This window comes from Niveispirillum irakense DSM 11586 (assembly GCF_000429645.1).
In the GTDB taxonomy this organism is placed as follows: domain Bacteria; phylum Pseudomonadota; class Alphaproteobacteria; order Azospirillales; family Azospirillaceae; genus Niveispirillum; species Niveispirillum irakense.
Window position 1 is genome coordinate 249,873 of record NZ_AUCG01000022.1, and the last position, 14,328, is coordinate 264,200.

The following is a 14,328-nucleotide window of genomic DNA, read 5'->3' on the forward strand; positions in this document are numbered from 1 at the left end:
CCTCTCTATCAGCCGCGATGCCGCCATCCCGGAACGGCCAGTCAAAATCAAGATACGTACGATCAAAGCCAGGCGGTCCAACATCAACTCGCTTAGAGTTTGTCCGGGTTAGGTTGGATCAACCTACACTGTCACCCCGGCGCAGGCCGGGGTGACGGTAGTGAGAACCATGTCCGTTTCCAACTAAACCGGACACACTCTAGAAGTGGGCGTCAGCCCAATCCTGGCGCCGTTCAGCATCTGGTCAGAAATATTTGAGCCAGGCGATGTCCTTGCGCCGCGCCTTCAACCGCGCGAACCAGGCCGTTGGTATGTAGAGCGGAATGATCAGGCCCAGATACCAGGCGAACACCCATCCATAGCTGTCGAAGCCGAACAGTGTTCCATGGGTCGGCCCCCACACCGCCAGGGCCGTGTGGTACAGCAGGCGCAGCATGCACAGATGGAAGATGTAGAAAAACATCGGGGCGCCGCCGAACACCGCCAGGGCGCTGGTGAGATCGGCCTCACGGATGCGTTCGAAAAGGGCCAGCAGCAGCGATCCAACACCCAGCGTAAACAGCAGGAAGTCCAGCGACGGCGGATATTTGGTGAGCGACATGAAGCTCATCATCGTCCGCGCCGGATCACCTTCAATGACGAACCAGGGCTTGTCGCCATAGAGGTTGAGCAGGCGCAGGCCAATGAATAAGGCGATCATGCCGACACCCAGCAGCAACAACCGGCGCTGCCGAACCTGTGGAGATACATGCGGCAGGAACCACGGCCCGATCCCAAAGCCAAGCAGGATCACGCCGATCCAGGCCAGGACGGGATAGGTGGTCTTCGCCACCAGCCCGAGGGGCAAGGTGATCAGGTCACGCTGATGCAGCATGGCCCAGAGCCAGTGGAGCGGTGCATCCGGGGTCAGGCGGATGGGATCAAGCAGATTGTGGCCGAAGACAATCACCAGACCCAGCACGATTAGCGTAGCCAGCGGCAGCCGGAACAGGCCGGCCAGCACGATCATGCACACCCCGATACACCAGATGACCTGCAGCCATAGCGTCGGCTGTGCAATTCCCCAGTAAAGCGGTGACAGGAAAAATACCTCAATCGCCATCAGCAGCAGGCCGCGCTTCAGCAGGTAGGAGGTTGTTTCCTGGGCTGTGTGGTTGCGGGCGTAGAGAAAGACCCCAAGACCGGTCAGGGCCACGAAGATCGGCGCGCACAGGCTGGCGGCCAGCCGGGCGAAAAACAGAGCCGGCATGACCGTGCTCGCGTCCACCGGATCGGCAATATCGACATGCAGGAACCATGTCTCCCGGACATGGTCCAGCAGCATCACCACCATGACGAAGCCACGCAGCGCATCAATGCTGCGCAGACGCGCGCCCGCCGATCTGACGGCGGTTCCGATCATGCCGGATTGCTGCTGTCCGGAAGCGGCCATAGCGATCGTGCCCATGTTGTGCCCCCTGGAATTGTTATTATGGGATGTCCTAAAGCGAGCCGACCTTGATGGCCGACCCATCAACCAGCCGCGACAGGTTGAAATGGGTGGGATCGATGGAAGGCGTTTCATTGGCGATCAACTGCGCCATCAGATAACCGATACCCGGCCCAAGGCCGAACCCGTGCCCCGAACAGCCGGCCGCCAGAAACAAGCCACCGACCGCATCAATGCCGGATGCGACCGGCACCGCATCCGGCGTGCAATCGACATAGGCACCCCAGACATGGTCGATCTCGATCCCCGCCAGTTCAGGGTAGGTGCCCTTCACATTATCCATGATGGCCTGAACCAGCCGCCGGTTCGGGGCCGGGTCCAGCACGCGCTGACGCTCAAACATCCGGTCATCACTGCCAAACCAGGATGGAAGCGATTCCGGTCCGCTGACCAGGGATTTGCCAACCCCGATCTGCACCGCTTTCAGACGCTTGATGAATTGGGGCAGGAATTGGCGCGCGAAACGCATGCCCTGCGCCGTCAGTTCCAGCGTCGCCCGGCCACTGATCGCCAGGGTGTAGCTGCCATCCAGACGCCGCGTCATCGCCAGATCGGGGCAATAGACCACATCGCCGACATCCCGGGTCGGCTTTGTGCGCAACGCCGTCTGGCGCACGCTGGCCTGAGGAAACACCACGCCATGGCGGGCCAGGAAGGTGGAGGCCCAGGCCCCGGCGGCGCACAGGACCGCATCCGCGCGGATACTGCCCTTTTCGGTATGAACGCCCGTCACACGGCCATTGGTAATGTCCAGGCCCCGCACGGCGCAGTTCTGATGGATGGTGGCGCCCCGCGCGCGTGCTCCTTCGGCCAGGGCCGGTGCGGCCCAGGCGGGTTCCGCCTTTCCATCCGCGACGGAGTGCAGGCCGCCTAGCCATTTGCGGCGGGTTTCCGGGATGCGCTGTGCCGCCTGCGCCCCGGTCAGCATATAGGTTTCAACGCCAAACGCCTGCGCCGTCGGCCCCCAGGCCTCCCACCCGGCCAGCATCGCGGCATCGTCGGTCGCATAGACCAGACCGGTGCGGCGAAAGCCCAGATCCTGACCGATTTCAGCCGCCAGCCCATCCCAAAGCGACATGGACAGGATCGACAGCGGCATTTCGCGGGGGTCGCGGTTCTGCTGCCGGCACCAGCCCCAGGTCCGGCTCGATTGCTCACAGGCGATGTGGCCCTTCTCCAGAAGGGCCACGGAAAGGCCGCGCTTGGCGAGATAATAGGCCGAAGCGGTGCCGACAATGCCGCCGCCGATCACCACGACATCGACAGATTGGGGAAGGATTTCATCGCTGGCAACGGTTCGGACGGCGGGAACCATGGAGAGGCCTCAAGGGGGGAGGGTCAGGTATCGATACCGGTCAGGCGCCGTGCGTCACGCGGCCGGCTTGAATTGCGCATAGATTTTGGCGACATGCACGAAGCTGGCCCAGCTACAGCGGGCACCCTGCTCGATGATGAAAGTGTCGCCCTTACGGAAGGTACCCGTCCGCCCGGCTTCGTCGGTGAAGGTCACCTCGCCTTCCAGCAGATGCATCAGTTCGCTGTGGCGGAAAAAGATGGGTATGCGCTGATAAGGCGTGGAATCCCAGGTGCCGCACTGGAACTCCCCGCTGGCGGAACGGAAGACATTGTGCGAACGGCAGGATGGTTTTTCGCTGGTCAGGACGTCGTCAGCCGGCGGGTTGGAGGCCGTCAGGGGAGCGGCATTGTCGATCACGCTGATCCCCTTGCCCTCCTCCGCCGCGTTCAAATAACGCATGCCGATGATGGATAAGGGCTGGGCGGCATGCCAGCGCAATGCCGTACCTTTGGCGATCACCGCACTGGTCCCCGGCCCGATCACCGTCCGCTGCGATCCGACCTCAAGGGTGAGCGTGCCATCCCTGACGAATATCCAGGTATCACCGCCATCCTCGACATGTGTTCCCTCGCCGGCCGCGACCGTTGTGACGAAGACTTCGCAGGGGCCGGCGCGCACGGGAACCATCCGTGCGCCGGATCCGAAGGGCTCCGTCCCGGCATCCGGTGCCAGCTTTGCGGCCAAGGCCACAAGGTCCACAAAGGAGGGGCAGTCGGTGCTGGTCATCGTCGATTTCCTTTAAGGATCAAGGCGTAGGGACAGGAACGGGTAAATACGCGATGGCGTCGATTTCCACCAGAAAACCGTAATGCAATTCAGGTACCGGCACGACGGTGCGGGCCGGCCGCGCATCGGGCAGCATTTCGGCATAGATGCGGTTGAAGTCCGGCCAGTTGGCGACGCCCACGATATAGGCGGTCACCCGGGCGAGATGCGCCGGTGTTCCACCTGCCGCCTTCAGGATTTCCAGCATGTTGGCAAGGGCCTGACGGGTCTGCGTCTCAAAATCGGTATCAGGCAAGGGCTGGCGATCCGCCCGGATCGGCAACTGCCCGGAGATGTAGAGCATATCCCCGGCGCGCACTGCCTGCACATAATGGCCGGCGGGTGCCGGAGCGGCATCGGTCAGGATGGTTTCCATGCCGGACATCACCAGCCCCCGAAACGCGGCCAGCTTGCCTCGACGATATCAGATGTGCCGCGCACGACCTGATAGCCGCTATGCTGCGCGCCGGTGGCACAGGCATGGTTGGGCAGGATACGCACCCGGTCACCGATCTTCAGGTCGGGCAATATCGCTCCGGAGCCGGGCCGGACAGACACGATCCCATGTTCCTGGTTGGCATCGGCCAGGATGATGTCGGCATAGGGCCTGCCGCTGCTGTCACAGACCAGCCCGTACCCCTGGCTGACCGGCTGTTTGGATGTCCCGCGATCCTGCGACATCGCCATCCAGCCGGCATCGACAAGCACCCAGCCCTTCTCCCGCTGGTGCCCGATCACCGTGGCCAGCACCGACAGGGCGATATCATCCACCGTGCAGACACCGATGCCCGCCATCACCAGATCGAAGAAGACGAACACGCCGGCCCGCACTTCCGTGACGCCGGCAAGGTCGGTGGCGAAATGGGCCGTGGGGGTGGAGCCCACACTGACCACGGGGCACGGCAGACCGGCATCACGCAGTGTCTGCGCCGCCTGGACCACGGCGCGACGCTCCTGGGATGCCGCCTCAATCAGCGCCTGTTCGGTGCGGGCACCATAGCTGGCACCGGCATGGGTCAGCACACCGCGAAGCGCCGCCCCCTGGACAAGCGCCCGCCCGATGGCCACCAGACGGGCCGCATCACCGGGCAGCACGCCCGACCGATGGCCGTCGCAATCAATTTCGATCAGGGCCGGGATGGCATGGCCCGCCGCCTTTGATGCGGCCGCCACGGCCTCGGCCTGCTCCACCGTATCCAGGACCACCGCGATATCAACGCCGTCCAGGCGAAGCTGCAGCACCTTGGCAAGTTTGGCCGGCGCGATGCCGACGGCATAGATCATGTCCCTGACGCCGGCCGCGGCGAAATAGGCGGCCTCCTTCAAGGTGGAGACCGTGGCCGGACCTTCAGCACTTGTCATCACCCGACGTGCCACTTCGACCGATTTTGCGGTCTTCAGATGCGGGCGCAGCGAAACACCCAAGGAAGCCAGCCGCTGCCGCAGACGCGCAATGTTGCGCTCCATACGGTCGGCATCCAGGATCAGACAGGGCGTTTCAAGATCTGCCAGCCGTACCGGCCCCGTGGCCGTATCAGGGTTCGTCAGAGTGTCAGCGTGCGTCACAGATAGGTCCTCGCAGATAGGGTCGTCTTATTCTTGCGTCCGCGACCAACGCGGCACAATTAACGATTTCTGTATGTTTGGATAAGGCTGGCATTAATGCCTTATGCAGGCGCGCAAGCAGAAGGGAGCGCCGCCGGTCATGGTGGGAAATAGCCAAGGACCGCCTTGGTCTCCAGATATTCCTCCATGCCGAACGCCCCATATTCACGACCATTTCCGGACTGTTTGTAGCCGCCGAAGGCGGCGTGGGCGTCCCAGGCCGGATGGTTGATATGGACCTGCCCTGCCCTGATCCGCGATGCGATCCGCCGGGCGCGGTCAAGATCAGCGGACTGGATGTGCGATCCCAGACCGTAAACCGTGTGATTGGCGATGGCGACCGCCTCTTCCTCATCGGCATAGGGGATCAGGCACAGGACAGGCCCGAAAATTTCCTCCTGGGCGATGCGCATGTCGGATCGGACCTGGGAAAAGATCGTCGGGCGGACGAAATAGCCTTGCTCCAGCCCCTCGGGCCGACCCGGCCCGCCACAGACAAGCTTCGCCCCTTCCGCCAGACCGATGGCGATCATGGCCTGCACCTTGTCGAACTGGGCCGGGGTGGAAACGGGGCCGAGAACCGTGCCCTCCTCCATCGGATCACCCACCGTCATGGCGGCGGCAGCCTTCGCCGCCAGTTCCTCAACCTGTGCCAACCGATTGGCCGGAACCAGCATGCGGGTGGGGGCGCTGCAGGACTGCCCGACATTGCGAAAGGCCGATGCCACGCCCAACGGCACGACACGCTCGAAATCGGCATCGTCCAGCAGGATGTTGGGCGATTTGCCGCCCAGTTCCTGGGTGACCCGTTTCACCGTCGGGGCCGCGGCTTGCGCAACCAGAATGCCGGCACGGGTTGATCCGGTGATGGAGATCATATCCACATCCGGGTGTGCTGCCAGCGGTGCCCCCACCTGCGGGCCGGTGCCATGGACAAGGTTGAACACGCCCGGTGAGGTCCCGGCATCATGCATGATCCGGGCGAAGAGATTGGCGCTGAGCGGCGACATCTCACTCGGCTTCAACACGATCGTGCATCCCGCCGCGATGGCCGGCGCAACCTTGGCAGTGACCTGATATAGCGGCCAGTTCCAGGGCGCGATCAACCCGCAGACGCCGATGGCCTCCTTGATGATCGCCGTCGTTCCCTGCTGGCGGATGAAGGCATAGGTCCCCAGCACCTCGATGGCAGCGCGGACATGCGCGATACCAAAGGGAACCTGCGACGCCCGCGAGAAGGTGATCGCCGCACCCATTTCGGCGCTGATCGCGCGGGCCAGTTCCTCCGACCGCTCCTCCATCAATCCCAGTATGCGGGTGAGAAGCGCGGCGCGGTCGGCCACCGAACTGGTCGAGAATGAAGGAAAGGCAGCGCGCGCCACGGCAACGGCATGATCGACATCCTCGCCGCTGCCACACGCGACCCGGCCCAACGGCATCCCTGTTGCCGGATTGATCACCGGCAGGCTGTCCCCGGCCTTTGACGGGGCGGTCCAGCGCCCGCCGATATAATGCTTATCGCAGACCGTGAACTCCATGACCGACCTTCCTGCGACCGCCATTGTTAGATGGAACCATAGGTCCCAGGGCATTGCACCAATAGAAGGATCGTGCAAAAACATGAAGACTTCCATTAAGCATATCTTCATGTTTAATTAAGGTCTGCCTTATGATCTCTACCGATGATCTGACCTTCTTCGCCATGATTGCCGCTTCCCAATCATTGGCGGAGGCAGCGCGAAGACTGAATGTCACGGCGCCTGCGGTAACCCAGCGCCTTCGTGCGCTGGAGGCACGTGTGGGCGTGATTCTGGTCGATCGGACGTCACGCGGCCTCACTCTCACCGATGAAGGGGAACTGCTCGCATCGGAGGGAAGCGTCATTATCGAAGCGATGGACGATTTGTCCGAACGCCTTGCCCGCCGGACGACCCAGGTGCGTGGGCATCTCAGGATCGCCGCACCCCACGGCTTCGGCCGGCGGTATGTTGCCCCCATCGTGCAGGATTTTGCCCAGCGCCACCCCGCCGCCACCGTGACGTTGGAGTTGTCGGACAGTCCGATACGGCAGATGTCGGAGAGTTGGGACATCGTGGTCCATATCGGCACCCTGCCGGAAAGCGATCGGTTGGTGACGACCCTTGCCACCAATCGCCGCATTCTCTGTGCCGCGCCCCATTATCTGGAAAACAACCCGCCTATCGACAAACCAGAGGATCTGACACTCCACCGTTGTCTTGCCCTTCGTGAAAATAACGAGGATGTAACGCTGTGGCGGTTCACGCACCCCACACAGGGCAGTGCAACGGTAAGGATCAAGCCGACCATGTCGACCAATGACGGTGAAGTCATTCGCGACTGGGCGCTTTCGGGCGCCGGCATCATCATAAGAAGCGAATGGGACGTGGCCCACCACCTTGCCGCAGGCCGGCTCCACGAGGTGCTGCCGCAATGGTCGCCCCCTGCGGCCGATGTCGTGGCATTGCTCCATGCTCGCCGGGGCCGCAGCAGCCGGGCCAATGTATTTCTTCAAACATTGCGGGAGGCACTTTCTTCGCCACCCTGGCTATTTGGGGAATGAACATGACTTATACCATTCTGCATTATTTAGAGCCTATATGCCCACGAACGTCGGCCGATGGTCATGACGCGCCAGGGCTGACCGACGCGCTTGTTCAAGGCTTTGCAGCAGTGGTCGGTAGTACTGGCCAGTCGCAGCCTCCACCCCGATCACCGGCGTGAAAGAGATGGCATAGGCGATATAGGGGGCCACACCGAAATCGGTGACATAGGAAAGACCGGTACGGCAGGAGGTGCGCGACGGCTCCCCCTCCGTCGTCCCCCGGTCGCAGCCGTCGCGCTTATATCCACGCAATACCGGGCGCCGACAACAGCGCCACCAGGGGCCAAGTTGGCCCGTTCCTGCTTATAAACCCCGTCTGTTCCAGACGCTGACGCGTCGTGCCGGCGGCTCCCAGAGCGGGGATCGCCACATTGTATTGGGGATCAAAGATATCCAGGCGCGTTGCCGTACCGGTACGCTGGGCGCTGACAGTGCTGGACCGGCTATAATCAACACCGGTCAGCACCTCATGGCAGATGGCATCGATCACGAACTAGCCGATCAGGTGATTATCCGCCGTGACATTGTCCAGCAAGGCATCCAGCGCCGAATTGACCGTGCCGCCGGGATTGGGGTCGGTGCCCATCAGCATGCCGGCCGTGCCCCGCAGCACCTCCACCCGGTCATAGATGGACAGGTCGAACTGCTGGTTACCGCTCAAGGCATTTTAGGACGGGATGGCGTTATACATGGCATTCATGCCATAGCCGCGGGAATTGTACTGGGCCTGCGTGCCATCATTGGGAATGGCGGTGACGCCGGTCGCCTGCGACAGCGCGTCATAGAGCGTGACCATGTTCCAGTCATCCATCACCTGACGGGTGATGACGGAAACGGAACTGGGGATTTCCTTGATCGATACGGCTTCCTTGCCCATCAGAGTGGCGGCGGAACTGGTGTAGGAACCGGTCCCGTCCGTTTCGGCCGCCGTCGGTGCGCCCCCTGAACGGACGCTGTCGGTAACGGAGATCCGCGGCAGCGCCACGGTCTCGTCCGTCTTGTCCTGCGCCGCCGCCAGGGTCGCATGCGCCATCAGGGCGGACAGCGACAGGCCGGCCAGGATCATCCGGCGGAAAGAAAATAGGTTATTCATGATGCCCCAGGGGATTGTTCTGATTGATTGGTTGGTCAGGTGCCGGCCTTGCCGTCACCGCGCGAACGGGTCGGCGAAGCGGGGATTGGTCAGCAATTCCCGGTCGGTCAGGGTTTTCAAAAAGGCGATGATGTCGGCACGTTCGGCGGGTGTCAGGTCGATGGCGGCGATCAGGTCGCTTTTGTGCGGATTCAGCCGCCCATCCCCGGCATCCGGACCGCTTTGCGTGACGCGGCCCCCGGCGGCGTAATTGTCCAGCACCTGTTCCAGGCTGGGCACACCGCCATCATGCATATAGGGGCCGGTCACCTCGACATTGCGCAGGCTCGGCGCGCGGAAGGCACCGTGATCGGCCTGCTTGCCCGTATGCTCGAACAAGCCTTCATTGCCCAGCGGATAGGCGCCCTTGCCGTCAACGTTGAACTGTCCGGTATTGTGGAAGGGCAGATCGACGACGCGGCTTCTGACATGCCGGATCTGGTCATTGAAATTGAAGCTGCCATGGCAGTGGAAACATTCCGCCTTCTCCCCAAAGAACAAGGTCAGGCCCCGTTCCTCGGCGGCACTCAATTCCGCCTCCCCGCGCAGATACTGGTCATAGCGGGAATTGAAGGAGGTAATGGCCCGCTGGAAGCTGGCGATGGCCTTGATGATGGTGGCGAAACCCAGCGGCTCTCCCGGATAGGCATCGGCAAAGCCCGCCTGATAGAGCGGGTCGGCCTTTATCCTTTCCAGGATTTCCGGGCGGTTGGCATCGTTGATGCCCATCTCCACGGGATGCTCCCCGAATAACGGCACCTCCATCTGGCGTTCCAGCGTGACCAGGGCCGGGTTCGCCCAGGTCAGGGTCGGCAACCATGCGACATTGGCCAATCCCTGCGGGTTACGGGCCGTCGCCTCCCCCGTCGTGCCGATGCCCAGCACCTTGCCATCGGTGAAGGCCAGATGCTGGAGATGGCAACTGGCGCAGGACAGGTTGCCTCCGCCCGACAGCCGCACGTCATAGAACAGGCGGCGGCCAAGCTGGAACCGGGCCTCGCTCATCGCATTGTCGTCGGGCACCACCGGCGGCGGCACATCGGCCGGCAGGTTCCAGACCCAGGCCGGTTCCGCCGCCGGTGCCGGGGACGCCATCGCCGCCATCACCAGCAGAAGGACCGCCGCCAGCCACCTCACGGCCGCACCGCCTTGATGAAGCGTTGCCCTTCCGGCAGCGGCTGCCCGCCATCGGTGCCACCCTCCACCGTCGGCTTCAGGCGCAGGCCCATCGCCTGGAAGAGGACGGTGCAATCGGGATCGCTGGGGCCGCTCATGCAACCGACAGCCCCGCCGCCGTCGCGCGTCAGATCGGTGCCGGCGAACAGGGCCTTCAGGTCGATATCGATCACATCGCGCGCCGGGTCGAACCTTTCCAGCCGCACGGGGATGCGGTTGGATGCGGCGCAGGTGACGGTTTCCCCCTTTACCGGGTCACCCTTGCAGCCACTGGACCCCAGATGCACGTTCCAGGCGCCGGTCGGCGTGCCGTTGGGGCGCTGCACCCCGCCTTGGGGCAGCAATTCGATCTTGATGAACTTGCGGCCCGCCTGCCAGCTCCACCCCATGGCCGTCAGGTCGAACGGCGCCGGCGCCTGTTCGTAAGCGCTGTGGTTCAGGGCCGGTGGCACGCCGATGGTGAAAGCCACCCCCGTATAATCACCCGCCTTCACCGTGCCGGTGATCCGGTCGTTAAGGTCCGGTGTGCCGGTGCAGCCCTGCGTCGCATCCTCGAAATCCAGCAGCGCCGTGCCCTGATGCTGCCAGACATTCTGGTCCAGCGTGACCGGCACCGCCCGCCCCGCCCTGTCGATCAGCGCCACCTCCGACACAAACAGCCGCGCATCACGCACCTGCACCGGCACGGGGGCGATACCGGCAAGGTCCCGGCCACAGGCTGCGTCCATCGCGAAGCGCAGCGCAACGGGCCGGTCGCCCTCGGGCGGCGGGGTGGCGCAACCGGCCAGGGCCAGGGCAAGCATCAGGGGGGCGGCCAACCGCCGCCCCTTCATCATGGTCCACATGGTTTGACCCTTTCTCAGAAACGCAGGGTCGCGGTGGCGTTCACGCTGCGGCCCTCCTCATAGGTGAAGGTGTCCGTCTGGGCCTGCTGATAGGTGACATAGGCCTTGTCCAGCAGGTTGCTGACGCCCAGGTCCAGACGCAGCCAGCCCTGATCCCAACTGATCCCCAGATCCTGCACGACATAGCCATCGCGGCGGCGCAGGACCGTGGCGTCGCGCTGCTGCTTGTCCACGAATTGCGTGGCGCTGACGGCCCGCCAGCCCTGGCCCAGATCATAGGCCAGCGTCAGCACAGCTTTGTCCGGCGGGGCGAACAGGCCCGCCCCCGTCGCCTTGTCCTTGGCCCGCAGGCGCGACAGGGCCAGCCCCAGATCGACAGGGCCGACGCCATAGGCGATCTCGACCTCCGCCCCTTCCCGTTCAGCCCGCGATACATTCTGGCTCTGGAAAATCAGGCCCGTGCCGACAAACGGCGTCTGCCGGACATAGGTGCCGACCGTGCGCCGGTCGATCAGATCCTTCACATCCTCCGTGAACCAGCTGGCCTTGACGCGCAGCACATCGCCGTCAAAGGCCAGATCGGTCAGGTTCAGGCTGCCGCCCAACTCGTAATCCTGGCTGGATTCCGGACGCAGCGCGGGATTGGGGCGGAAATTGAACAGGGCCTGACGGGTGGACAGGTTGCTGAACGCCTCCCCGAAGCCCGGCAGACGGTAGCCCTTGCCATAGGCGCCATACAGGCTGAAGGCCGGGTTGATCCGCCATTGCAGACTGACCTTCGGGGTCAGCCGGTCCTTATCGGTCTTGGTCTGGCCCTTGGGCGACAGGGTGTAGCTGTCATAGCGCAGCGCCCCCGTCAGGGTCCATTGCTCGGCAATGCGCAATTCATCCTGAACGAAGGCGGCGACGGTGCCGGCCTTGCCATCGGGATTGACGGCATTGGGCTGGCCACCCGTGCGATCCCGATACCGGTCCTCATACCCGTCGACGCCATAGGTCAGGCGGTGCGACAGCAACGATCCGGTATCGAAATGATTACTGTTTTGCAGGCTGCCGCCCAGCGTCTCCACCCGGATGGCGGTGGGGGAAACGGGTGTGGCGGCCCGGCTTTCCGTGTCGATGCGCAGGTCGTTGTAATAGGCGGTGGCGGTAGCGTCCAGCCAGTCGCCCTGGCGCAGAACCAGACTGGCCACCGCCTCTTCCTGATCGCGCTTCAGAAGCTGGCGAAGCTGGAAGCTGTTGTTTCCAGAGGGATTGTTCGGCCCCAGCAGGTGATCGTCCTGGCGCTTGTAGGACAGTTCGACCCGGCTGTCCTGGCCGAAATCATAGGTGCCCTTCAACAGGCCGGCATAAAGCCGCCCGTCATTCAGCAGCGTTCCACCCTCACCTGTTTCGATATCATTATAATTGCGATAGGTGCCGCTGGCGATGATGCCGGCCCCGTCGGCCTTGGCACCGGCCGTCAGATTGCCCGACAGGCTGTCATTGCCATCGCGATAGCCCAGCTTGATCCGGCCGCCGGTCGTGGCCCCCTCCTTCAGCACATCTTCCGGATCCAGCGTCGTGAAGGCCAGCACGCCGCCCATGCCGCCACTGCCATAGGAGGCCGAGGCCGCACCGCGCACCAGTTCCACCCGCTGGATCATGTCCGGGTCCAGGGCCAGCGGGCTATAGACACCGCCGGCATAATTACGCCGCGCCCCATCCACGGACAGGATGATGCGGGTACCGCTCTGCCCCCTGATGGCGGGAATTTGCCCGGCGGGACGCGGGCCGCCGCCGAAATTCAGGCCCGGCACCCGGCGCAGAACCGTGGCAAGGTCGTTCGCCTGCGCATCCTGAAACTGCGCCGCCGTGACGACGCTGGCCGATGCCGGCACATCCAGGAGGGGCACAGGCGTGCGGGTGGCAGTGACGATGATCTCGTCCAGCATATCCTGGGCCTGGGTGGGAAGGCTCAGCGCCACCAGGGACAGGCCGGCCAGCAGCAGGCTGCGGCCGGAAATTCGCATGGTCATTGTTGGTCTTTCTTTTTAATAGGGCTGAACGGGCATGGCGATGGCAAAGCCGGCGCGATGCAGGCTGCGGCCCAGCGCCTCGGCAAAGGCCTCCCGCTCCTTGGGTGTCAGGTCAGCGGCGAAACACAGGCGCTGTGAGCGGCTGTGCAATTCCAGGCGGCGGCAATGGCCGGCACCGTCGCGCACCCGCACCAGCCGCAACCCGAACAGAGGCAGCGTGTCGGCACAGCCCGGCCCGCCCTTCCAATGGCGTTCCAGCCGCAATTGCCCGCTTTCCACCACCACCCGCTCCGACCGCTCGCGTACCCTGCGGATGGCGATGAAGGCGGCCAGCAGGAAGACAAGGTTCCCGGTCAGGAACAGGATCGCCCACCAGAGGCCGGCGGCCATCAGGGCCAGATCGACCAGACAGACGACGGCGAGCGTGACAGCCATAAAGGTGGAGAAACCACGCTCGCCCAGGGAGGCCGGCGGGGTGATGATGGCATCAAACAAGGGCCGTTCGTCCGCCGGCTCTGCAGCGGCGGAGAAAGGCAGCGACATTCCAGGGGTCATGATGGATCCCACAGTCGAAAGGATGGAACGATCCCCCGCCCATCCCCTTGGGATCAGACGTTGGAACCCTGAAGCGACGACGGGGAGGAAAGGGCCGGCGGCCCGCGCGCATGGGCGCGATCAGGACCGAAAGGGGCCGGATCGGCGGCGATGATCCAGACCAGCCCGGACAGCACCCATTCGACCGGTACGGACAGGGTGGGCGCTGTCACCGCCCCCAGGTTGGCGAAGCCGGCCGCCGCGAACAGGCAAGGCGCCTGGGCATGCGTGGTGTGACCACCCTGCCCGACGTCCGGTGACAGGGCGCGTTCGCCCTGCGGGGTGCAGATGGTGACCAGCGATCCGGCATCAGCGGCAAAATCCGGCATGATGCCCGGTGCCAGCAGGGCGCGCAGGCCAAACGCCAGCAACAGCAGCCATGCCATGGCTGCGGCCGCTCCCCCTTCGCCTTTCTCTCGCCTCCGCCGGATCATCGCTTCTTTCTATAGTCTCTGGCCGTCCGCCACCTTGCGGCACATCAATGGCGTCACACGAAATCGGGGCCTGCCACTTGCCTTTCCCGCCATTCAGGCCGTTTTCCGACCGCAACGACGCAACCGGAAGCCTGACCTGCGGGCGATCAGAAGGATGCCGTTCCCTTGACACCGAGGGTGCGGGGAACGGCACGGGTGGCAATAGCGGCGCAGGTCGCTGTGAACCTGTCCATCAACAGCGGACGAGGGTCATAGCGATGTCCGTGACACGAGCACCGATGCCGTACATG

15 protein-coding genes are annotated in these 14,328 nt (G+C 63.8%); 1 reads left to right on the plus strand and 14 read right to left on the minus strand.

The features are described 5' to 3' along the window. Positions 1 to 244: 244 nt before the first annotated feature. The 6 genes from G473_RS0111725 to G473_RS0111750 all read right to left on the minus strand — a co-directional run bounded on the left by G473_RS0111725 (position 245) and on the right by G473_RS0111750 (position 6,754). Positions 245 to 1,447 (minus strand): acetyltransferase domain-containing protein, encoded by a 1,203-nt coding sequence (locus G473_RS0111725; RefSeq protein ID WP_035706783.1) that lies wholly within the window; start codon positions 1,445 to 1,447, stop codon positions 245 to 247. Positions 1,448 to 1,481: 34 nt separating this feature from the next. After that, the gene (locus G473_RS0111730) at positions 1,482 to 2,804 is read right to left on the minus strand and encodes an NAD(P)/FAD-dependent oxidoreductase (RefSeq protein WP_029013258.1); all 1,323 of its coding nucleotides are present in this window, start codon (positions 2,802 to 2,804) and stop codon (positions 1,482 to 1,484) included. A gap of 54 nt (positions 2,805 to 2,858) precedes the next feature. Then, a complete protein-coding gene (locus G473_RS0111735; RefSeq protein ID WP_029013259.1) occupies positions 2,859 to 3,572 on the minus strand; it encodes a cupin domain-containing protein in 714 nt (237 codons plus the stop codon). A 19-nt stretch (positions 3,573 to 3,591) separates the two neighbouring features. Continuing rightward, positions 3,592 to 3,996, minus strand: coding sequence for a RidA family protein (locus G473_RS0111740; RefSeq protein WP_029013260.1), 405 nt, complete (start codon positions 3,994 to 3,996; stop codon positions 3,592 to 3,594). Next, complete coding sequence (locus tag G473_RS0111745; RefSeq protein ID WP_029013261.1) at positions 3,996 to 5,177, minus strand: alanine racemase; 1,182 nt, start codon at positions 5,175 to 5,177, stop codon at positions 3,996 to 3,998. The genes G473_RS0111740 and G473_RS0111745 overlap by 1 nt, the downstream gene beginning before the upstream one ends. A 137-nt stretch (positions 5,178 to 5,314) precedes the next feature. Next, the gene (locus tag G473_RS0111750; protein WP_029013262.1) at positions 5,315 to 6,754 is read right to left on the minus strand and encodes an aldehyde dehydrogenase family protein; all 1,440 of its coding nucleotides are present in this window, start codon (positions 6,752 to 6,754) and stop codon (positions 5,315 to 5,317) included. 131 nt (positions 6,755 to 6,885) lie between these two features. On the opposite strand from G473_RS0111750, the gene G473_RS0111755 reads away from it, so the two are divergent. Next, the gene (locus G473_RS0111755) at positions 6,886 to 7,797 is read left to right on the plus strand and encodes a LysR family transcriptional regulator (RefSeq protein ID WP_029013263.1); all 912 of its coding nucleotides are present in this window, start codon (positions 6,886 to 6,888) and stop codon (positions 7,795 to 7,797) included. Between the two features lie 33 nt (positions 7,798 to 7,830). Here G473_RS0111755 and G473_RS30305 read toward each other — a convergent pair whose 3' ends face one another. The 8 genes from G473_RS30305 to G473_RS0111795 form a co-directional block, all read right to left on the minus strand. Then, positions 7,831 to 8,091 (minus strand): hypothetical protein, encoded by a 261-nt coding sequence (locus tag G473_RS30305; RefSeq protein WP_154667373.1) that lies wholly within the window; start codon positions 8,089 to 8,091, stop codon positions 7,831 to 7,833. 241 nt (positions 8,092 to 8,332) lie between these two features. Continuing rightward, positions 8,333 to 8,500 (minus strand): hypothetical protein, encoded by a 168-nt coding sequence (locus G473_RS30310; protein WP_154667374.1) that lies wholly within the window; start codon positions 8,498 to 8,500, stop codon positions 8,333 to 8,335. Between the two features lie 6 nt (positions 8,501 to 8,506). After that, the gene (locus tag G473_RS0111770) at positions 8,507 to 8,932 is read right to left on the minus strand and encodes a TonB-dependent receptor plug domain-containing protein (RefSeq protein ID WP_084438009.1); all 426 of its coding nucleotides are present in this window, start codon (positions 8,930 to 8,932) and stop codon (positions 8,507 to 8,509) included. Between the two features lie 54 nt (positions 8,933 to 8,986). After that, the gene (locus G473_RS0111775; protein WP_029013266.1) at positions 8,987 to 10,108 is read right to left on the minus strand and encodes a methanobactin export MATE transporter MbnM; all 1,122 of its coding nucleotides are present in this window, start codon (positions 10,106 to 10,108) and stop codon (positions 8,987 to 8,989) included. Beyond that, positions 10,105 to 10,992: an MbnP family copper-binding protein gene (locus G473_RS26525; RefSeq protein WP_051330180.1), complete on the minus strand. Its 888-nt coding sequence runs from the start codon at positions 10,990 to 10,992 to the stop codon at positions 10,105 to 10,107. Before G473_RS26525 ends, G473_RS0111775 begins: the two co-directional genes overlap by 4 nt. Before the next feature lie 14 nt (positions 10,993 to 11,006). Continuing rightward, positions 11,007 to 13,010 carry a TonB-dependent hemoglobin/transferrin/lactoferrin family receptor gene (locus tag G473_RS26530; protein WP_051330181.1) on the minus strand — a complete coding sequence of 668 codons (2,004 nt, stop codon included), beginning with the start codon at positions 13,008 to 13,010 and terminating at the stop codon, positions 11,007 to 11,009. A gap of 15 nt (positions 13,011 to 13,025) precedes the next feature. Then, positions 13,026 to 13,565, minus strand: coding sequence for a DUF2244 domain-containing protein (locus tag G473_RS0111790; protein ID WP_084438011.1), 540 nt, complete (start codon positions 13,563 to 13,565; stop codon positions 13,026 to 13,028). A gap of 53 nt (positions 13,566 to 13,618) precedes the next feature. After that, a complete protein-coding gene (locus tag G473_RS0111795; protein ID WP_029013268.1) occupies positions 13,619 to 13,990 on the minus strand; it encodes a DUF2946 family protein in 372 nt (123 codons plus the stop codon). Positions 13,991 to 14,328: the final 338 nt, after the last annotated feature.